The sequence below is a fragment of the Robertkochia aurantiaca genome (genome assembly GCF_020166495.1).
Lineage (GTDB): Bacteria > Bacteroidota > Bacteroidia > Flavobacteriales > Flavobacteriaceae > Robertkochia > Robertkochia aurantiaca.
In genome coordinates this window covers 157214-177080 of record NZ_JAINZS010000004.1, presented here as the reverse complement: position 1 = coordinate 177080, position 19867 = coordinate 157214, and the positions used below count along the sequence as shown (strand labels likewise).

Genomic DNA, 19867 nt, shown 5'->3' with positions numbered 1-19867 from the left:
TAAAGTATTATTATTTCCATTCATTTCCACTTTTCGGGTATTTCACATACCGGTATGGGGTTCATTTTGTGTTGATTCGCCCTGTTTAGTCTCTTGTAAATATCATAGACTTCTTTCTCTCTCCCGTTAAAGTCATCCAATTGTTTTCCAAGGGCATCTTGTCGCATGGCCCATTCGAGTTCGGGGTAGCTTGCTCCGATCTGATCTTCGTCGGTACGGTCGTCTCCCCAGAGCCCGTCTGTAGGCGGGGCATCCAGGATTTCATGGTTGATGCCGAGATATGAGGCCAGTGCATAAACCTCGGTTTTCATCAGGTCTGCGATGGGGCTCAGATCTACCCCGCCATCACCATATTTGGTGAAGAAACCGACCCCGAAATCTTCCACTTTATTTCCGGTGCCAGCGACCAAGAGCTTGTGGTAGGCAGCAAAGTAATAAAGGGAGGTCATGCGAAGTCTGGCGCGGGTGTTGGCAAGGGCCATAAAACGATCGACCTCGTTTTCAACTTTTGGGAATTCGGCTACCAGCGAATCGAATACCGGTGTAAGGTTCACCGTCTCCATGCGTACGTTCTGATGTTTTTCTTGCAACCAGTCGATATGCCTTAACGCTCTGTTGACCTGATTTTCAGCCTGGTGTATTGGCATTTCAAGGCAAAGAACCTCCAGGCCCGTACGCGCACAAAGAGTGGAGGCGAGGGCTGAGTCGATCCCTCCGGAAACCCCGATTACGAACCCTTTCATGCCGGCTTTTTCAGCATAACTCTTCAGCCAGTTGGTAATATGATCGATAATTTTTTCTTCTTTCATCTTTGGTTTAAATTTGGACAAACAGTTTGTTGAAGCAGCCGGTAATTAGGCAGATATCTTATCGCTGATAGGCTTACCTTTGCAAACAAATTTAACAGTTTATTTCTCGTTTTGAAAGCTAAACCTCAGATCTGTATGTCATATTTAAAGAGAATTTTTTGTTGCGGTATTGTCCTGTTAGTCTTCTCCTGTGCCGGGGAGAGTAAAAGAGAGCAGGAGATCGATAAGATCCAGGTCGAAATGGAGCTCATGCGTTTTGACCGTGAATTTGCTCAGGCTGGTCCAGAAGATCTTTCACGTCTTAAAAGCGACTTTCCTTATCTCTTTCCTGATGAGTTTGAAGACAGTGTCTGGTACCAAAGAATGACCGACACCATTCAACAGGAATTATTTGCTGAGGTTGGCGATAGATTTCCCGATCACAGCGATCTGGAACAGGAACTATATGAACTCATGCAGCATTACAAATACTATTTCCCCGATACTTCGATCCCTGATGTGGTAACGGTCACTTCTGATGTCGATTACCGTAACCGCGTGATATACGCAGATTCCCTAGTGTTGATCGGGTTGGATAATTACCTGGGTCCGGAGCACCATTTCTATGCCGGTATTCCGGTCTATGTAAAAGAGGCCCTGGAAAGTGAGCAAATATCGGTCGATGTGGCGATGGCCATGGGACGTTCGAAAGTGCCGGGTTATAACGACAGGGCCTTTGTGGCTCAAATGGTTTATTACGGGAAACTTTATTATCTGATCAGCCGTTTGTTACCCGAAAAATCAGAGGCTGCGGTTATGGGGTATACCGAAGATGATTATGCCTGGGCAGATGCCAATGAAGCTGAGATATGGAGGTATTTTGTAGAACGGGATCTGCTGTTCTCTACAGATCGCAAACTTCAGGAGCGATTCATCGATCCGGCACCTTTTTCTAAATTTTACCTGGAACTTGATAATGAATCCCCGGGCCGCCTCGGGCGCTATCTAGGGTGGAAGATTGTGCAGGCATATATGGAGAATAATGAGGTATCTTTGCAGCAGATGCTGCAGACACCTGCAGAAGTGATTTTTAATGAAGCAAAATATAAACCTGAAAAATAATGTCAAAAACACATACCTCTGATATCAACCTGAAGGTGGAACTCGATGAAAACAGAATTCCCGAAAAACTCTTCTGGAGTGCCGAAGATGGAGGCGTAAATAATGAGGAAGCCAAAGCCATGTTGCTTTCGGTCTGGGACAGTGAAAAACAGGAGACTCTAAAGATCGATCTCTGGACCAAGGACATGCCCGTCGATGAGATGAAAAAGTTTTTCCATCAGACGCTCATGGCCATGAGTGAAACCTTTTATAAGGCTACTCAGGATGAGAAGATGACTGCTACCATGAAAGATTTTTGTGATTATTTCGCAGAGAAACTGGAGCTGAAGAAGCAGTAATCCGTGCTGTATTTCATTTACAATGCCCGGTCTGGCATGGGTCATGCAGCCCTTGACAGCCTTCATAAAATAATCAGCCCGTCTACATATAGATGCGATCTGTGCCGATTGACCCATCATGCTTTTGGCATGCGTAAGGAATGGAAGGCATATGTCGAAGAATTCAGAACTGCGGAGATCGGATTTGTTCATCGGGATGAGCTGTGGGAATTGCCTTGTAGTGAAAGGGTTTCTAAAATGCCATTGCCTGTAATCGGCTACTGTTCCGGGTCTGATTTCCAAGTGTTGATCACCGCCTTTGAAATGGCAGAGCTCAAAGATGTTTCGGCTTTGACAGTGCTGTTAAAGAAGCGAACGAAAAAGTCTAGGATTCTCTGATCTGGCGGTTGATAGTTTCTATGTAATTCAGTATTTCATCTCTTCCGTCGCCTCTGGCAGAGGAGCTGATAAAGTAATTGGGAGGTTCTTCCCAGGCTCCTTCGGTTAATTGCTCCAGGTAATTCTTCACGTTGCGTTCCAGAGCTTTGGGCTTCAGTTTATCTGCCTTGGTAAAAACTATAGAAAACGGAATCTCCCTTTCGCCCAGCCAGCGCATGAATTCCAGGTCAATCTTTTGGGGTTCATGGCGGGAATCGATCAGCACAAAGGCAGAGACAAGTTGTTTACGCTGTTCGAAATAAGCAGTGATAAACTTTTGAAATTCCTTTTTTGCACTTTTCGAGACTTTCGCATAGCCATAACCGGGAAGATCTACCAGGAACCAGTTGTTGTTGATCCTGAAATGGTTGATCAGTTGGGTTTTTCCGGGTCTGCCGGAGGTCTTGGCCAGGTTTTTCCGGTTGGTCAGCAAATTGATCAGGGAAGATTTCCCCACGTTCGAACGGCCGATAAAGGCGTATTCGGGTATGAACTCAGCAGGGCATTTGGCTACCTCGCTGTTGCTCATTACAAAATCGGCCGACTTGATCTGCATAGCTACAAATTGCGTTTTTCCAACCAGGAGTGTAAGATCCGGTTGAAATCGTTCGGATGTTCCATCATAGGGGCGTGACCACATTTGTCGATCCAGAATAACTCTGCATCAGGGAGTAGTTGATTAAACTCTTCCGCCACATTGGGAGGAGTTACCGTGTCGTTCTTTCCCCAGATAATACAGGTTGGAGTGTGCATATGTGGGAGGTCTTTGGCCATATTATGACGAATGGCACTTTTCGCGATGGCAAGGGTCTTGATCAGTTTATTGCGATCATTCACCGTGGCGTAAACCTCGTCTACGATCTCTTTAGTAGCCACCTTGGGATCGTAAAACACCTCCTCGCTTTTTTTCTTGATGAATTCATAATCGCCCCTTTTGGGATAACCGTCACCCATGGCGCTTTCATAAAGCCCCGAACTTCCGGTGATCACCAGGGCTTTAACCTTGTCGGGAAAAAGTTTGGTGTGCAAAAGACCAATATGTCCCCCAAGTGAGTTTCCTAAAAGGATCACTTCATCAAAATTCTTATACTCGATAAAGGCCTCTAAAAACAAAGCATAGCTTTTTACGTTCGTTTTTAACAGGCTCATAGTGTAGATAGGTAGTTCCGGTATCAGGACTTTGTAGCCCCTTTCAGAAAAGTAATCGGTAACCCCTTTGAAGTTGCTGAGTCCGCCCATGAGTCCATGAAGAACGATCATCGGGGTTCCTTCGCCAACTTCTATGTAGGCAAATTTTCCTTCCTTCTTTAATTCGTGTACCATTAATGGTTAGTTACATTTCTTCGAAGCAAATATAGTCATTTCACTTTTATCGCGGGGGTTTTGTGCTCTTTGGAGATGGCTTGTGCAGCCTTCTTCAGAAGAGCTTGATTTTAAGTGCTTTGACTTTTAAGGTGTTCGGGCGTTATTTTCACAACCGGGCAGGATGGTGGCTATTGAACGGTCTTTTTTGTAATTTATCAACATTGTGGTAAAAAGTGCCAAAATGTGGTAAATTGTGGTAAATATTTATATATATTTGAAAAATAACCGTCAATCCGATCAGTAGATGTTCCACTTCACAGAAGAGTATGAGTGTAAGGCAGATAGCAAGGGCCGTATCATGGTTCCTTCTGCTATGCGTGCCAAACTCGCGCCTGTTTTGGAAGAGGGATTGGTGTTAAAAAGGTCCATTTTTCAGAAGTGTCTGGAGATCTATACCATGGAGGCCTGGAACAGGGAAATGAAGGAGGTGAGCAAGCTGAATCGTTTTGTGAAAAAGAATAACGATTTCATCAGGCAATTCACTGCCGGAGTGCGAAAGGTGGAGATCGACAGTACGGGTCGTATCTCCATTCCCAAGAATTTGCTGAGTTATGCCGGAATAGAAAAAGGTGTGGTTTTGTCTGAGTCTGTAGATCGTATTGAGGTCTGGGATAAGGACCGATATTATGAGGTGCTCGATTCGGGTGCTGATGATTTTTCAGATCTGGCTGAAGAGGTGATGGGTAACCGGGAAAACAATCTTACAGATGACGTATCATAACCCTGTCTTGCTGAAAGAATCTGTTGACGGTCTGGCGATCAGGCCTGAGGGGGTGTATGTGGATGTCACTTTTGGAGGTGGCGGGCATAGCAGGGAAATACTGAAGCGTCTTGGGCCTGAGGGCAGATTGTTTGCTTTTGACCAGGATGAAGATGCATTTGAGAATGCTATCGATGATGATCGTTTTACCCTTATCGGTGAAAATTTCAGGTTCATTAAGCGGTTTCTCAAATTTCACGGAATACATAAGGTAGATGGCATCCTGGCAGATTTCGGGGTTTCGTCTCACCAGTTCGATGTGGCCGAAAGAGGGTTTTCCACCCGTTTCAATGCTGAGCTGGATATGCGCATGAGCAAGCGAAATGAATTGTCTGCCTATCAGGTGGTCAATGATTATGAGCTACAGGCTCTCACGGATATTTTCAGACAATATGGTGAGATGAAAAACGCTTTTTCAGTGGCTAAGGCTATCGTTGAGGCCAGGGAAAAGAGCGCGATCGAAACCACCGACCAGCTAAAAGAGGCGGTGAAGCGTTTCCTGCCTTCCTTTAAAGAGCAGAAGGTATTGGCGCCTATTTACCAGGCGATACGCATCGAGGTCAACCAGGAGCTTGAGGTGATCAAGGAGTTTTTATTGCAGACTCCTGAGGTGATGGATGCCGGCGGGCGTCTGAGTCTCATCAGTTATCACTCGCTGGAAGACCGGCTTGTCAAACGCTTTATCAGAAGTGGAAAGTTCGAGGGAGACCCCGATAAGGATTTTTACGGCAATCCGCTTGTGTCTTTTAAAAAGGTGGGAGGGCTGGTGACGCCTTCAGAAGAAGAGATCGAAGCAAATAACCGGGCTCGCAGTGCACGGCTGAGGGTTGCGGAACGTATATAATATATAAGGATAACAGATTAGGATTAATAGCAAATGGTGAAGAGAAGGTTGTTGGACCTGTTAAAAGGGAAGTTTTTGATAAGCGAGGATTCGTTCAGGAATTGGCGCTTTATCATTTTTGCTTCCCTTTTGGCGGGGGTGATGATCACCAGTGCTCACAGGGCCGACCAGAAGGTTCATGACCTGGCTCGTCTCAGTGAAGAGGTGCTGGAATTGCGCAGTGAATTCGTTGATACCCGCACGCGGGTACAACAGGCCCGTCTGGAGTCGAATGTGGTCTCCCGGGTGAAGGAAAGCGGATTGAAACCTTCTGAAGTGCCGCCTAAGGTTATAAAGGTGGCTGTTGAATAAAAGCAAGAGATTAAATGCCTGTTACCGAGAAAAAAATATCGAACCGCTTGTACTTTATAGCCGGCTGTATGCTGGTCTTTGCCATCGCTGTGGTGGTAAAGCTGGTGAGCATTCAGATGGTTGAAGGTGATCATTACAAAGAACTAGCCCAGGAGAGTACGATCAGAAAGTTTACGATCGCGCCTAAAAGAGGGAACCTCTATTCTGATAATGGCAGCCTCCTGGCCACTTCGGTGACCAAGTATGATATTCGATTTGATGCGGTGACACCATCGCAACAGGTGTTTGAAAATAACGTGGCTGCCCTGGCAGACTCTCTTTCCAAAGTACTCACAAGATCTTCTTCGTATTACCAGAACCTGTTCAGAAAGGCCCGTGCCTCAAAGAACCGTTATTTGCTTGTAGCGCGTGATCTGGGCTATGCAGAATATGTGAAGGTGAAGAGCTTTCCCATGTTCAACCTGGGGCCGTATAAAGGTGGGTTGATCGTAGAGCAGGAGACCAAGCGGGAATATCCGCTGGGCGCTATTGCACAACGCAGTGTAGGTTACGAGCGCATAGACGATAAAGGATATATCACCCGGGTAGGCCTGGAAGGTGCTTTCGGAGATTTTTTACGGGGTTCAGAGGGAAAACGTCTGAAGCAAAAGATTGCTAAAGGTCAGTGGAAACCCATAACCGACTACAATGAGGTTGAGCCTGTAGATGGGTATGATGTGATATCTACTATCAATATCAATATACAGGATATCGCTCACCATGCACTGCTTTCACAACTGGAAAAATATGATGCCGATCACGGTTGCGTGGTCGTGATGGAGGTCGCGACAGGCGAGGTTAAAGCCATTTCAAATCTGGGGCGCACCGATGAGGGTAAATATTACGAAGACCGTAATTATGCTATCTGGGAATCGCATGAGCCCGGCTCTACCTTTAAATTGATGTCGATGATCGCCGCCTTGGAAGATAAAGTGATCGATACCAATACGGTTGTCGATACTGAAAAAGGGGTTTTGACTTTCTACGGAAAAAAGGTGCGTGATTCCAAATGGGGCGGTTATGGTAAAATACCAGCCTCGGAAGTGTTCGAGGTTTCTTCAAATACAGGGGTCGTTAAGATAATCGACAGTTTTTACAGCCGGCAGCCGGAAAAGTTTGTGAACCGCCTTTACAATATGGGGCTCGACCAAAAATTAGGTCTTCCGATAAAGGGAGAAGGGGAGCCGATCATTCCGCACCCCAATGATAAATCCCGCTGGAGTGGTATTGCCCTGCAGTGGATGGCTTACGGCTACGGGGTTCAGATGACGCCGCTGCAGATTCTGACCTTTTACAACGCGGTTGCCAATAATGGTGAAATGGTGAAGCCCAGGCTGATCAGGGAAGTAAAAGAATGGAATAAAACCATTGAGCGATTTGATAAGGAAGTGATAAACCCTTCCATATGTTCTGAAGAAACCATCAGGAAGATGCAGGTGCTGCTTAAAAATGTGGTTGAAAAGGAGCATGGAACAGGGCATAAACTCTATTCGCCTAATTTCTCCATGGCGGGAAAAACCGGTACAGCTCAGAAGAATTACGCCGATAAAAGCAAAAAGCAATATATCTCAACCTTCGCAGGATACTTTCCGGCTGAAGATCCGAAGTATTCCTGTATAGTGGTGATTCATGAACCCGATAAAGGAGTGGGATATTACGGGGCTGATGTGTCGGGTCCGGTGTTTAAATCGATCGCTCAGAAGATTTATTCGACCTCCCCGGAGATCGATGTGCTCCCGGAATTAAAAGTGAAACTACCTGCGGTAGAAAAGGAATACCAGGCTTATTATGACAAGTTACGCCAGGGTCATCAGACCATCCCCGATGTAAGGGGTATGAGTGGTATGGACGCGGTTTCCCTGCTTGAAAACCTTGGGCTGCACGTGCAGGTTAAGGGGAACGGCAAGGTGAGGGAGCAGTCGGTGAAAAAAGGAGAAAAGATCAATAACCATAAAAAGATCACTTTGATACTTTCATGAAGCTACTGAAAGATCTTTTATATAAGGTAAGCATTGAATCGGTCAACGGAAATACCGCTGTACCGGTCAACACCGTACATTTTGATTCGAGAAAAGTGTCGCTTGATGATGTGTTTGTCGCTGTAAGAGGAACACAGGCAGACGGCCACCAGTTTATGAATAAGGCGGTTGACCAGGGTGCCATTGCCGTGGTGTGTGAAGAACTGCCTGAGCAATTGGTGAACGGGGTAACCTATGTCAGGGTTGCAGACAGTAAAGCAGCTCTGGCGATCATGGCCTCAAATTTCTTCGGGAATCCATCGGCCAACCTCAAGCTGGTTGGTGTGACCGGGACCAATGGGAAGACCACCGTTACCACCCTTCTGTATCAGCTATTCAGAAAGGCAGGGTATAAGGTAGGTCTGCTTTCAACGGTGAAGGTGATGGTCGACCTGGCTGAACATCCGGCCACTCATACCACCCCTGATCCCATGGCGATCAATCGCTACCTCAGTATGATGAATGAAGCCGGGGTTGAATTTGCCTTTATGGAGGTTAGCTCCCATGGCATCCATCAAAAACGCACGGAAGGCTTGCAGTTCAGAGGTGGGGTGTTTACCAATCTGAGTCATGATCACCTTGATTACCATAAGACTTTCGCCGAGTACAGGGACGTGAAAAAGTCCTTTTTCGACCATCTGCCGAAATCGGCTTTCGCCCTGACCAATAAAGATGATAAGAACGGAGCTGTCATGCTGCAGAATACCAAAGCTGAGATTCACGGTTATGCGCTTCGTACGGTAGCCGATTTTAAGGCTCAGATACTGGAGAATCAGCTGGGCGGACTATTGTTGAAGATCGAAGATCACGAGGTGTGGACCAGGCTTATCGGAGATTTCAATGCCTATAACCTGCTGGCTGTTTATGCAACTGCGACCTTACTTGGGCTGGAAAAGATTGAGGTGCTCAAATATCTCAGTGAGCTTGAGAGTGTCGGCGGGCGTTTCGAGTATGTGGAATCTTCAGGCGGAATTACCGCCATAGTGGATTATGCGCATACTCCCGACGCCCTGAAGAATGTATTGGGTACTATCAACGACATCCGTACGGGCAATGAAAATCTTATAACCGTTGTGGGATGCGGAGGAGACCGCGATACCACCAAAAGGCCTGTAATGGGAAATATTGCCACAGCCTTGAGCGACCGGGTTTTGTTCACTTCTGATAACCCGCGAAGTGAAAACCCGGAAGAAATAATCAAGGATATGGAAAAGGGGGTGGAGCCCCAGCATACAAAAAAGTTGTTGTCGATCACCGACCGTCGACAGGCCATCAGAACCGCCTGCCAGCTCGCAGAGCGCGGTGATATTATTCTCATAGCGGGAAAAGGGCATGAAACCTACCAGGAGATCAAGGGCAAACGATATGACTTTGATGATCTTCAGGTGGTGAAAGAGCTGTTAAAAGAATTGGAAAAATAAGAACGAACCAGAGCCGATAACCTACAGATAAAGAGACCTATGTTATACTATTTATTTGAATTTCTCGAGAAAAACTACGACCTGCCCGGGGCCGGATTATTCCAGTTCATATCCTTCCGTGCCGCAGCAGCCATTATTCTGTCGTTACTTATCTCGACGATATTCGGTAAAAAGGTGATCAATATCCTGAGAAGGGAACAAATCGGTGAGAGTGTCAGAGAGCTCGGGCTGGAGGGGCAAATACAAAAAGCGGGTACGCCTACCATGGGTGGTTTGATCATTATTATCGCCACCCTCATTCCTGTGTTACTCTTCGCCAATCTGGGTAATATCTATGTGTTGCTATTGATCGCCACTACCCTGTGGATGGGGTCTATCGGTTTTATAGATGACTATATCAAAATATTTAAAAAGGATAAAGAGGGACTTAAGGGAAGGTTTAAGGTGCTGGGCCAGGTAGGCCTGGGTATCATTGTAGGGTTCTCATTGTATTTTCATCCTGAAGTCACCGTGAAGGAAGTGATCGACGTTCCTCAGAATACCACGAGTATTACCCAGGTAACCCAGTTTGAAACCGGGGAAGAAGAGAAGTCAACCAAAACCACTATTCCCTTTGTAAAGAACAACGAATTCGACTACGCCGAACTCATAGCATGGGCAGGTGAAGGCGCCAAAGACTATGCCTGGCTGATCTTCATTCCAATTGTCATTTTTATCATAACCGCCGTTTCCAACGGTGCGAATCTGACCGATGGTATCGATGGACTCGCAGCCGGAAGCTCTGCGATTATCGTACTGACACTGGGGATCTTTGCCTGGGTATCGGGTAACATCATTTTTTCAGATTACCTGAACATTATGTATATCCCTCGGGCAGGAGAGATCACCATTTTTATCTCAGCCTTTACCGGCGGATTGGTGGGCTTCCTCTGGTATAATACCTATCCCGCTCAGGTGTTTATGGGAGATACCGGTAGTCTTACCATCGGAGGGATCATTGCTGTGATCGCCATAGCGGTGCGTAAGGAACTGCTTATCCCTATTCTCTGTGGAGTGTTCCTGGCTGAAAATCTGTCTGTAATGCTGCAGGTGTCTTATTTCAAGTACACCAAGAAGAAATATGGAGAAGGCCGGCGAATTTTCCTGATGTCGCCATTGCACCACCATTATCAGAAAAGAGGATACCACGAGAGTAAAATCGTAACCCGTTTCTGGATCGTCGGGATCATGCTTGCGGTGATAACCATAGTAACGCTGAAGGTAAGGTGATGAAAAAACTGGTCATACTGGGCGGAGGAGAAAGCGGAGTGGGAACAGCCCTGCTCGGGAAAAAGCAAGGGTATGAGGTTTTTGTAAGTGACAACGGGAAACTTAAAAACAAGTATAAAGACGTTCTTGAACATAATGAGATCGAGTGGGAGGAAAACGGGCATACCGTTCCCCGTCTTCTGAAAGCAGACCTGGTGATGAAAAGTCCGGGTATACCGGACCATGTGTCAGTGATCAGGCAGCTGAAGGAGGCCGGGATCCCGGTTATATCTGAGATCGAATTCGCATCGCGCTATACCGATGCCACCCTGATCGGTATCACCGGGAGTAACGGGAAGACCACAACCACCATGCTGACCTACCATCTTTTGAAATCGGCAGGACTTCATGTGGGAATGGCAGGGAATATCGGTGACAGTTTTGCCGCTATGGTCGCCTCTCAAGATTACGATTACTATGTGCTTGAAATCAGTAGCTTTCAACTGGATGGCATTATTGATTTCAGGCCTCATATCGCGGTAATCACTAATATCTCACCCGATCATTTAGACCGGTACGAGAATGATTACAGTAAATATATCGCGTCTAAGTTTCGTATCACCATGAATCAAAATGATGATGACTGGCTGATCTACGACGCCGATAATGAAGAAATAACAACATGGCTGGCGAGCCATAAAACGCGCGCAGGGCTGCTTCCTTTTTCGTTGATGCGAAAACCTGATGAAGGAGCCTATATCGAAAACCAGACAATGACAATAAAAATCAATAACGACACGAATACCATGACAACAGAAAGCTTAACCTTAGAAGGGAAACACAATCAGAAGAATGCTATGGCCGCCTCTGCCGTAGCTCAATTACTGAAGATCAGAAAATCAACCATACGAGAGAGTATGCAAAGTTTTCAGGGGGTGGAACACCGCCTGGAAAAGGTGTTGAAGATCAAAGATGTGCAGTATATCAACGATTCTAAGGCTACCAATGTTAACGCTACCTATTATGCGCTTGACAGCATGAAGGCTCCGACGGTCTGGATCGTTGGCGGGGTGGATAAGGGTAATGATTACCTGGCCCTTATGCCGCTTGTCAGGGAAAAGGTAAAGGCGGTGGTATGCCTGGGTGTCGATAACCGTAAGCTGGTCGAAGCTTTTGGTAACGTGGTTGATGTGTTGGTGGAGACCACCGACATGGAAGAGGCTGTAAAGATCGCCAGGAAAGTGGCCGATAAGGGAGATACTGTGTTGTTGTCGCCGGCCTGTGCTTCGTTCGATCTTTTCGAAAATTATGAAGACCGCGGGCGCAAGTTTAAAGAGGCAGTTCGTAATCTGTAAACCGAGTAAATAAGAAATCAATTGCAGGAAATTTTTAAAAATATCAAAGGAGACAGAACGATCTGGGCGGTGGTTGCCCTTCTCGCCCTATTCTCATTCCTGCCGGTATACAGTGCCAGTACCAATCTGGTATATGTGGTGGGTAACGGAACGACCTTCGGTCACCTGCTCAAACATGCCATGTTGCTGGTTCTCGGGTTTGTGATTATTTATGCGGTGCATAAAATTCCCTTCCACTATTTCAGAGGCCTCTCGATAATAGCTATGCCGGTAGTGATCCTGCTGCTGATCTATACCCTGGCTCAGGGTACCACTATCGGAGGTGCCAATGCGAGCCGGTGGATACAGGTGCCTTTTGTGGGTATCTCTTTCCAGACTTCAACCCTGGCGGCTATAGTGCTGCTGGTCAATGTGGCGCGTTATCTGAGTAAGATCAAAGATGAGAAGATAAGCTTTAAGGAAACCATTTTGCCACTATGGTTGCCTGTATTCGTCGTACTGATATTGATTCTTCCTGCTAACTTTTCTACCACAGCCATACTCTTTTTTATGGTGATGGTGTTGTGTTTTCTGGGAGGGTACCCCATAAAATATTTACTGAGTATCGTTGGTGTCGGGATCGTATGCCTGGCTTTATTCGTGTTGACGGCCAAGGCTTTCCCGGGGCTCTTTCCCAACAGGGTCGATACCTGGATAAGCCGGGTGGAAAACTTTGTTGATGATGCAGATACTGAAGATGATTACCAGATCGAAAAAGCCAAGATCGCCATTGCCAAAGGCGGGGTGGTTGGCCTCGGTGCGGGGAAAAGCGTGATGAAGAATTTTCTTCCGCAGAGTTCATCAGATTTTATTTACGCCATCATCATCGAAGAATATGGTCTGTTTGGCGGGCTGGTACTGGTGTTCCTGTACCTGCTGTTGCTCTTTCGTATTGTAATCGTAGCTCATAAGGCAGACTCCATTTATGGGAAATTGCTGGTAGCGGCGGCAGGGCTGCCGATCGTTTTCCAGGCCTTTATCAATATGGCGGTTGCGGTAGAGTTGTTTCCGGTTACCGGACAAACCCTCCCGCTTATAAGCAGTGGAGGAACCTCTATCTGGATGACCTGTCTCGCTCTGGGTATTATTCTCAGTGTGAGTGCCAGGAGAGAGGCTGAGCTGGAACAGAAACATGAAAATGAAACAAGTGATAATCCCTTAGACGTACTGAGTGGGCAAATATAGATTCATATTATCAGGAGGAGGAACCGGTGGACATATCTACCCGGCTGTGGCTATAGCCGATGAGCTGAAGCGCAGGCACCCCGATGCTGATTTCCTGTTCGTGGGAGCCAGTGATCGTATGGAGATGGAAAAGGTGCCCCAGGCGGGATATGAAATAAAGGGATTATGGATCTCCGGGATTCAAAGAAAACTGAGCCTGAAGAACCTGCTGTTCCCGCTTAAGTTGCTAAGCAGTCTGATAAAGTCAAGAAGGATATTACGCTCTTTTAAACCTGATCTGGTTGTTGGTACCGGGGGGTTTGCCAGCGGCCCTTTGCTCAGGGCGGCAACCGACCTGGGTATACCGGCGGTGATACAGGAGCAGAACTCTTTTGCAGGCATCACCAATAAATGGCTTGCTCCTCAGGTAGATCGCATTTTCACAGCTTACGAAGGACTGGAAAAGGTGTTTCCAAAAGAAAAGATCATTTTGACAGGGAATCCTGTAAGAAGTGGTTTTTCAGCATTGGAAAAGAAGAAGCAGGAGGCTCTGAAACATTTTGGACTTTCAGCAGATAAACCGGTGCTATTTGTGATGGGCGGAAGCTTAGGCGCGCGCGAGATCAATAAACTGATCGCCTCAAGACTCGATCTTTTTCGTTCGCTTGACGTGCAGGTGCTATGGCAATGCGGAAAATTGTATTACGACCAGTATCGCAGGCATGAAAATGAAGCGGTAAAGGTGCTGGATTTCATCACCGACATGGAACTGGCCTATGCGGCCGCCGATATTATTGTTTCCAGAGCGGGGGCGGGTTCGGTGTCTGAACTGGCCATCGTCGGAAAACCTGTGATCTTCATCCCTTCTCCGAACGTGGCAGAAGACCACCAGACCAAGAATGCCCTGGCAGTGGTAGAGAAGCAGGCGGCACTGATGCTTTCCGAGGGTGAGATGCATGATAAGTTTGATGATTTGTTTGAAGAGTTGCTGGAGGATCAGGAAAAAAGAAAGACCCTGGGTGAAAGATTTAAAGCATTGGCCCTGCCAGATGCTACACAAAAAATAGTAGACGAGATAGAACGCCTATTGCATAAAAAAAGTAATGAATAGAAGTCCGGAGACATATCAACGCATGTATTTCATCGGTATCGGTGGTATCGGGATGTCTGCCCTTGCGCGTTATTTTATGCAGAATAAGAAGTCTGTGGCAGGCTTTGACAGGACTCCGGGTGAGATCACCCTTGAGCTTGAAGAGGCCGGCGCTCAGATTCATTACGAAGCCTCGGTTTCAAATATTCCGGAAGCCTTCCGCAGTAAAGAAGATACCCTGGTGATTTATACCCCTGCGATCAGGGCAGATCATGTTGAACTGCGTTATTTCAGAGAGCACGGTTTTGATATACAGAAGAGAGCGGTGGTGCTAGGTGCTGTTACCCGCAATTCTGTCTGTCTTGCCGTTACAGGAACCCATGGGAAGACCACCACTTCAGGTATATTGGCGCACCTAATGAAAGAAACAGAGATGCCCTTTACAGCATTCCTGGGGGGTATTTCAGTGAATTTAAACAATAATTATGTACATACCGGAACGAAATATACCGTGGTCGAGGCCGATGAGTTCGATCGTTCCTTTTTACAATTACACCCCGATATTGCTTGTGTGACCTCTATGGATGCTGACCATCTGGATATTTACGGAGACAAGTATCAACTGGAAAAGGCCTTTCGGGATTTCGCCGCCAGGATCGGCAATGATGGAAAGCTGCTGGTGAGAAGTGGTCTGCCTCTGAAGGGCATGACATTTGGTTTTGATAAAAATGATGATTATTCGATTAGTGATATAAAGATTTCTGACTCAACCTACCTATTTACTATGGGCACCCCCTATGGGGAGATTCATGAGGTTTCGTTCGGCATGCCTGGAAGGCATAATCTGCTGAACGCTCTGGCAGCACTGGCAATGGCGGCAGAATCGGGAGCCCCCCTTGGCCGCCTTGCAAAGGCGCTGTCTACATTCAAAGGAATGAAAAGAAGATTTACGACACATCACAGAAGTGACGAGGTGGTGTATATCGATGACTATGCGCATCACCCGGCAGAGATCGATGCCGTGGCCGAAGCAGTGAGAAGTTTTTATCCGGGCAGACGTACCCGGGTTATATTTCAGCCCCACCTGTTCAGCCGTACCAAAGATTTTGCCGATGAATTTGCCCGTAGCCTTGCTCAGTTCGATGAGATTTTGTTATTAGAGATCTACCCGGCAAGGGAAGAACCTATACCCGGAGTTACCTCGGCCTGGCTGGCGGAAAAGATCCGTGACACACCTGTGCAGGTGATCAGCAAAGAAGAATTGGCAGAAAAGGCCAAGAGCGATAAGGCTACTGTGTATCTCTCTTTGGGAGCCGGGGATATAGGCAGGGAAACAGAAACGATTAAAATGGCGGTTACAGCATGAAGAAATATTGGATCCATATACGTTTGACGCTGGTGGTTCTTTTGGTTGCCGGCCTTTATTCCTTCACCAATATCAGGAATATGGAGCGTAAGCTCGATCTGGAACCTGAGATCAGGTTTGAAGATGGTGGCCCTATGTTCATCACTCCTGCAATGGTTAATAAATTGTTAATACAAAAAGCCGGTGGCGGTTCGGGTGTAGCCAAAGAAAAATTAGTTTTGGAAGAGATGGAGTCTGCCTTGAACGCTCACGAAATGATCAGACACGCAGATGTTTACATAGACGTAGACGGCAGACTGGGGGTAAAAATAACACAACGCATTCCGGTAGCCAGGGTTTCGGGAGACCGTTCCTTTTATATAGATTCACAAGGTAAGGCCATGCCCTTATCGCCGGTTTATTCGGCCCGGGTGCCGTTGGTTACCGGAAAGTTTGATGAAAATCAAATTTCAGAGATCTTTTCGTTGGCGGCTTATATCGATGAAGATGATTTTCTGAAAAAGAATGTGATCGGCATTCATCGAAAGGGGAAAGACTACGAATTAAGATTCAGGAATGACGATTTCGTACTGGACCTGGGAACAACAACCAGGCTGGAAGAAAAATTCAACAATTTTAAAGCCTTCTACAAGAAGGCTCTGAAAGATAATAAACTCAGTGCATACAAGGAAGTGAACTTAAAATATGACAATCAGGTGGTATGCACCAAAAAATAGGTTATGGAGAGTACTAAATACGCTGTCGGATTAGATATCGGAACCACTAAGATCGTGGCCATGGTAGGTCGTGAAAACGATTACGGTAAGATCGAGATACTGGGTATCGGGCGCTCCCGTAGCCTTGGGGTCCACCGCGGGGTGGTCAATAATATTACCCAGACCATACAATCCATACAGCAGGCGGTGCAGGAAGCAGAGAGCGTATCGGGAATGAAGATCAATGATTGTGTCGTGGGAATCGCCGGCCAGCATATTCGCAGCCTGCAACACAGCGATTATATCACGCGACCCGATTCAGAAGAAGTGATCGGAGAAGAAGATCTTGATAAACTGGTCAACCAGGTGTATAAGCTGGTGATGCTTCCGGGCGAAGAGATCATTCATGTGCTTCCTCAGGAATATAAGGTAGACGGACAGGCAGAGATAAAAGAGCCTATAGGGATGTATGGCGGAAGACTGGAAGCCAATTTTCATGTGGTGGTCGGGCAGGTGTCTTCCATCAGAAATATAGGGCGTTGTGTCAAAAGCTCAGGCCTGGACCTGGCAGGAATAACCCTCGAGCCCCTGGCTTCGGCCAATGCAGTGCTTAGCCAGGAGGAAAAGGAAGCCGGGGTGGCCCTGATCGATATCGGTGGGGGAACCACAGACCTGGCCATTTTTAAAGATGGTATTATCAGGCATACGGCGGTAATTCCTTTTGGGGGTAATGTGATTACGGAAGATATCAAAGAAGGCTGTTCGATCATAGAGAAACAGGCAGAACTGCTTAAGGTAAAGTTTGGTTCAGCCTGGCCGGGAGAAAATAAAGACAACGAGATCGTTTCGATTCCCGGGTTGCGCGGACGTGAACCCAAGGAGATCACCCTTAAGAATTTATCAAAGATCATTCATGCCCGGGTCGTCGAGATCATCGAACAGGCCTATATGGAGATCAAGAATTACGGTCACGAAGAGCAAAAGAAAAAACTGATCGCAGGTATCGTGCTGACCGGGGGTGGCAGCCAGTTGAAGCACCTCAAGCAGCTGGTCGAATATATCACTGGTATGGACACCCGTATCGGGTATCCCAATGAACATCTGGCAGGTGACTCAGATTCTGAGGTTGCTAGTCCTGTATATGCCACTGCAGTGGGGCTCGTGATGAATGCACTGGATCAGCAGCGCAAGAACAAGATCATCAAAGAAGAAGAAAAACAGGCTGAAAGACAGGCTGAACAAATAGAAGATGGTATGGCGGAAAGTGAAGAGCCGCAGGTAACCATCCCGCCCAGGGAGCGTCGTTCCTTCCTGGAGAAATGGTCTGAAAAGCTTAAAGACTTTTTAGATAACGCAGAATAAGCAAGAAAACGATTTAACAGGGTATAAAACAAGTTTTATGAGTAGCAACACAGATTTAGGAAACATCTCATTTGATTTACCAAAGAACCAAAGCAATGTCATCAAGGTGATCGGCGTTGGAGGTGGTGGTAGCAATGCTATCAATTACATGTTCCAGCAGGGCATCAACGGAGTAGACTTCGTAGTATGTAATACCGATGCCCAGGCCTTGCAAAACAGTCCGGTTCCAAATAAGGTGCAGTTGGGGGTTTCCCTTACGGAAGGACTCGGGGCCGGTGCTAACCCGGAAGTAGGGGAACAGGCCGCCATTGAAAGCCTGGAGGAGCTGCAGTCGATGCTCGACACCAACACCAAAATGGTCTTTGTAACGGCCGGAATGGGTGGTGGAACGGGTACAGGAGCCGCTCCGATCATCGCGAAACTAGCCAAAGACATGGACATTCTCACAGTGGGAATCGTTACCATTCCTTTCCAGTTCGAAGGAAAAATGAGAAACCAACAGGCACAAAAAGGGGTGGAACGCTTGCGTTCCAATACCGATTCCCTGATCGTGATCAACAACAATAAGCTGAGAGAAGTTTACGGGAACCTCGGTTTCAAAGCAGGTTTTTCCAAAGCTGATGAAGTGTTAGCTACCGCAGCCCGCGGGATTGCAGAGGTAATTACTCATCACTATACCCAGAACATTGACCTTCGCGATGCCAAGACCGTGTTATCCAACAGCGGAACCGCCATTATGGGATCTGCAACGGCTACCGGGTCGAACCGGGCCCAGGAAGCTATCATGAAGGCTCTTGACTCGCCCCTGCTTAATGACAATAAGATCTCCGGAGCCCAGAACGTACTGCTACTTATCGTTTCAGGTGCTGAAGAGATCACTCTTGATGAAATCGGTGAGATCAACGACCATATTCAGGATGAAGCGGGTTACAACGCCAACATCATCATGGGTGTGGGTGAAGATGAAGGGTTGGGAGATGCTATCTCGGTGACCATTATCGCAACCGGTTTTAATACCGAACAACAGAATGAGATCGTCAATACCGAGGCCAAGAAGATCATTCATACCCTGGAAGACGAACAACGGGCCGTACAGGACCTGAGTCCTAAAGGTGGAGCACAGCAGCCTTTGCGTTTCAAACCGGAACAAAAGCCACAGGCAGAAAAGACAACGGAAAGACCTCAGGTGATCAAGCATGAACTGAAGGAAGACAGAAATGATGAAATGAACATCATTCCCACTACCGAGTTCATAAAAGATATAGATGTGGTGTATGACCGGGTAATGGCTGAGGAAGATGATTTTGTGATCATCGATACCACGGCTCAGATCAAAGATATCGATGTGACCGATCCTGAGGTACTGCAGCCTAAAGATGAGAATCAGTTTACGCTTTCTTTCGATATGCCGTTGAATCAACAGGAAGAGGAAGAAGAGGAGAAAGGCCATACGGTAACTTTCGACCTTAATGATACCATCAGAAATTACGAGGTTAAAGATGCTGAAGAGGTGCGTCCTGTACAGGAAGAGCCCGAAGCAGAACGCCGTTACAGCCTGGATGATTACATGCAAATGGAAGATCAGTTGAGCCAGGCCAGACCCGAAAAGAAGAAGCAGCAGACAGAGCAGGTCGATAAAGACCTGATGATCGAAAAGAAAGTGGTGGAAGAAAAGCCATCAGAGAAAAAAGAAGAAGCTGCAGAAATAGACCCGATGAACAGTTCGATCGAGGAAAGCCTGAAAAAGCGCGCTGAGGAACGTCGTCGAAAACTAAAGGATTTCAATTATAAGTTTCATAATAATTCGGCGCGTATCGACGAGATCGAGAAGCAACCGGCTTACAAGCGAATGGGGATAGACCTCGAGGAGCGGAAGCCCGGTAATGAAAGCAGCCGTATGAGCGTGAATACCGATAGTAATGATGAGACTCAATTAAGGAGTAATAACTCCTTTTTACACGATAATGTGGATTAACAGCCATTTTTAAACTTGTTAGTTGGTAGAAAGAAACCCGGGATCTTTTGGTTAAGATTTCGGGTTATTTTTTTATATTCGCAGCGCTAAACCGGAATACAAAAAGATCA

General features: G+C 46.7%; 19 protein-coding genes. 16 read left to right on the top strand and 3 right to left on the bottom strand.

All coding sequences use genetic code 11. The features are described from left to right. Nucleotides 1–20 precede the first annotated feature (20 nt). Nucleotides 21–809: an NAD(+) synthase gene (gene nadE / locus K7R10_RS06550; protein ID WP_224483883.1), complete on the bottom strand. Its 789-nt coding sequence runs from the start codon at nt 807–809 to the stop codon at nt 21–23. Between the two features lie 135 nt (nt 810–944). On the opposite strand from nadE, the gene gldB reads away from it, so the two are divergent. The 3 genes from gldB to K7R10_RS06535 all read left to right on the top strand — a co-directional run bounded on the left by gldB (nt 945) and on the right by K7R10_RS06535 (nt 2626). After that, on the top strand, nt 945–1910 hold the full coding sequence (gene gldB / locus K7R10_RS06545; protein ID WP_224483882.1) for a gliding motility lipoprotein GldB: 966 nt from the start codon (nt 945–947) through the stop codon (nt 1908–1910). Continuing rightward, nucleotides 1910–2248, top strand: a complete 339-nt coding sequence (gene gldC, locus K7R10_RS06540; RefSeq protein ID WP_224483881.1) for a gliding motility protein GldC — start codon at nt 1910–1912, stop codon at nt 2246–2248. Before gldB ends, gldC begins: the two co-directional genes overlap by 1 nt. Before the next feature lie 129 nt (nt 2249–2377). Beyond that, nucleotides 2378–2626 carry a hypothetical protein gene (locus K7R10_RS06535; protein WP_224483880.1) on the top strand — a complete coding sequence of 83 codons (249 nt, stop codon included), beginning with the start codon at nt 2378–2380 and terminating at the stop codon, nt 2624–2626. Here K7R10_RS06535 and yihA read toward each other — a convergent pair. Then, complete coding sequence (yihA, locus tag K7R10_RS06530) at nt 2613–3221, bottom strand: ribosome biogenesis GTP-binding protein YihA/YsxC (RefSeq protein WP_224483879.1); 609 nt, start codon at nt 3219–3221, stop codon at nt 2613–2615. The genes K7R10_RS06535 and yihA overlap by 14 nt on opposite strands. Nucleotides 3222–3223: 2 nt before the next feature. Then, entirely contained in the window at nt 3224–3988 is a 765-nt protein-coding gene (locus tag K7R10_RS06525; RefSeq protein ID WP_224483878.1) for an alpha/beta fold hydrolase, read from the bottom strand. Between the two features lie 286 nt (nt 3989–4274). Between K7R10_RS06525 and mraZ the strand changes: the two genes are divergently transcribed. Genes mraZ through ftsZ form a run of 13 tightly spaced genes read left to right on the top strand, consistent with a single transcriptional unit; the run spans nt 4275 to nt 19757 of the window. After that, the gene (gene mraZ / locus K7R10_RS06520) at nt 4275–4751 is read left to right on the top strand and encodes a division/cell wall cluster transcriptional repressor MraZ (protein WP_224483877.1); all 477 of its coding nucleotides are present in this window, start codon (nt 4275–4277) and stop codon (nt 4749–4751) included. After that, the gene (gene rsmH, locus K7R10_RS06515; protein ID WP_224483876.1) at nt 4738–5634 is read left to right on the top strand and encodes a 16S rRNA (cytosine(1402)-N(4))-methyltransferase RsmH; all 897 of its coding nucleotides are present in this window, start codon (nt 4738–4740) and stop codon (nt 5632–5634) included. The genes mraZ and rsmH overlap by 14 nt, the downstream gene beginning before the upstream one ends. Before the next feature lie 33 nt (nt 5635–5667). After that, entirely contained in the window at nt 5668–5985 is a 318-nt protein-coding gene (locus tag K7R10_RS06510) for an FtsL-like putative cell division protein (RefSeq protein ID WP_255610466.1), read from the top strand. 14 nt (nt 5986–5999) lie between these two features. Next, nucleotides 6000–8003 (top strand): PASTA domain-containing penicillin-binding protein, encoded by a 2004-nt coding sequence (locus K7R10_RS06505; protein ID WP_224483875.1) that lies wholly within the window; start codon nt 6000–6002, stop codon nt 8001–8003. Next, nucleotides 8000–9463, top strand: coding sequence for a UDP-N-acetylmuramoyl-L-alanyl-D-glutamate--2,6-diaminopimelate ligase (locus K7R10_RS06500; RefSeq protein ID WP_224483874.1), 1464 nt, complete (start codon nt 8000–8002; stop codon nt 9461–9463). The genes K7R10_RS06505 and K7R10_RS06500 overlap by 4 nt, the downstream gene beginning before the upstream one ends. Before the next feature lie 39 nt (nt 9464–9502). Further along, nucleotides 9503–10732 carry a phospho-N-acetylmuramoyl-pentapeptide-transferase gene (mraY, locus tag K7R10_RS06495; RefSeq protein ID WP_224483873.1) on the top strand — a complete coding sequence of 410 codons (1230 nt, stop codon included), beginning with the start codon at nt 9503–9505 and terminating at the stop codon, nt 10730–10732. Next, entirely contained in the window at nt 10732–12066 is a 1335-nt protein-coding gene (gene murD, locus K7R10_RS06490; RefSeq protein WP_224483872.1) for a UDP-N-acetylmuramoyl-L-alanine--D-glutamate ligase, read from the top strand. The genes mraY and murD overlap by 1 nt, the downstream gene beginning before the upstream one ends. Nucleotides 12067–12087: 21 nt before the next feature. Beyond that, on the top strand, nt 12088–13290 hold the full coding sequence (locus K7R10_RS06485; protein ID WP_224483871.1) for an FtsW/RodA/SpoVE family cell cycle protein: 1203 nt from the start codon (nt 12088–12090) through the stop codon (nt 13288–13290). Then, nucleotides 13277–14380 carry an undecaprenyldiphospho-muramoylpentapeptide beta-N-acetylglucosaminyltransferase gene (gene murG, locus K7R10_RS06480; RefSeq protein WP_224483870.1) on the top strand — a complete coding sequence of 368 codons (1104 nt, stop codon included), beginning with the start codon at nt 13277–13279 and terminating at the stop codon, nt 14378–14380. Before K7R10_RS06485 ends, murG begins: the two co-directional genes overlap by 14 nt. Continuing rightward, complete coding sequence (gene murC, locus K7R10_RS06475; protein WP_224483869.1) at nt 14373–15725, top strand: UDP-N-acetylmuramate--L-alanine ligase; 1353 nt, start codon at nt 14373–14375, stop codon at nt 15723–15725. Before murG ends, murC begins: the two co-directional genes overlap by 8 nt. Beyond that, on the top strand, nt 15722–16441 hold the full coding sequence (locus K7R10_RS06470; protein WP_224483868.1) for a cell division protein FtsQ/DivIB: 720 nt from the start codon (nt 15722–15724) through the stop codon (nt 16439–16441). Before murC ends, K7R10_RS06470 begins: the two co-directional genes overlap by 4 nt. A 3-nt stretch (nt 16442–16444) precedes the next feature. After that, nucleotides 16445–17782, top strand: a complete 1338-nt coding sequence (gene ftsA / locus K7R10_RS06465; RefSeq protein WP_224483867.1) for a cell division protein FtsA — start codon at nt 16445–16447, stop codon at nt 17780–17782. Between the two features lie 37 nt (nt 17783–17819). Next, on the top strand, nt 17820–19757 hold the full coding sequence (gene ftsZ / locus K7R10_RS06460; protein ID WP_224483866.1) for a cell division protein FtsZ: 1938 nt from the start codon (nt 17820–17822) through the stop codon (nt 19755–19757). Nucleotides 19758–19867 lie beyond the last annotated feature (110 nt).

Bases quoted from the DNA above. Each gene is read 5' to 3' on its own strand.
- nadE (WP_224483883.1), bottom strand. From the start codon at position 809: ATGAAAGAAGAAAAAATTATCGATCATATTACCAACTGGCTGAAGAGT.
- gldB (WP_224483882.1), top strand. From the start codon at position 945: ATGTCATATTTAAAGAGAATTTTTTGTTGCGGTATTGTCCTGTTAGTC.
- gldC (WP_224483881.1), top strand. From the start codon at position 1,910: ATGTCAAAAACACATACCTCTGATATCAACCTGAAGGTGGAACTCGAT.
- K7R10_RS06535 (WP_224483880.1), top strand. From the start codon at position 2,378: ATGCGTAAGGAATGGAAGGCATATGTCGAAGAATTCAGAACTGCGGAG.
- yihA (WP_224483879.1), bottom strand. From the start codon at position 3,221: ATGCAGATCAAGTCGGCCGATTTTGTAATGAGCAACAGCGAGGTAGCC.
- K7R10_RS06525 (WP_224483878.1), bottom strand. From the start codon at position 3,988: ATGGTACACGAATTAAAGAAGGAAGGAAAATTTGCCTACATAGAAGTT.
- mraZ (WP_224483877.1), top strand. From the start codon at position 4,275: ATGTTCCACTTCACAGAAGAGTATGAGTGTAAGGCAGATAGCAAGGGC.
- rsmH (WP_224483876.1), top strand. From the start codon at position 4,738: ATGACGTATCATAACCCTGTCTTGCTGAAAGAATCTGTTGACGGTCTG.
- K7R10_RS06510 (WP_255610466.1), top strand. From the start codon at position 5,668: ATGGTGAAGAGAAGGTTGTTGGACCTGTTAAAAGGGAAGTTTTTGATA.
- K7R10_RS06505 (WP_224483875.1), top strand. From the start codon at position 6,000: ATGCCTGTTACCGAGAAAAAAATATCGAACCGCTTGTACTTTATAGCC.
- K7R10_RS06500 (WP_224483874.1), top strand. From the start codon at position 8,000: ATGAAGCTACTGAAAGATCTTTTATATAAGGTAAGCATTGAATCGGTC.
- mraY (WP_224483873.1), top strand. From the start codon at position 9,503: ATGTTATACTATTTATTTGAATTTCTCGAGAAAAACTACGACCTGCCC.
- murD (WP_224483872.1), top strand. From the start codon at position 10,732: ATGAAAAAACTGGTCATACTGGGCGGAGGAGAAAGCGGAGTGGGAACA.
- murC (WP_224483869.1), top strand. From the start codon at position 14,373: ATGAATAGAAGTCCGGAGACATATCAACGCATGTATTTCATCGGTATC.
- K7R10_RS06470 (WP_224483868.1), top strand. From the start codon at position 15,722: ATGAAGAAATATTGGATCCATATACGTTTGACGCTGGTGGTTCTTTTG.
- ftsA (WP_224483867.1), top strand. From the start codon at position 16,445: ATGGAGAGTACTAAATACGCTGTCGGATTAGATATCGGAACCACTAAG.
- ftsZ (WP_224483866.1), top strand. From the start codon at position 17,820: ATGAGTAGCAACACAGATTTAGGAAACATCTCATTTGATTTACCAAAG.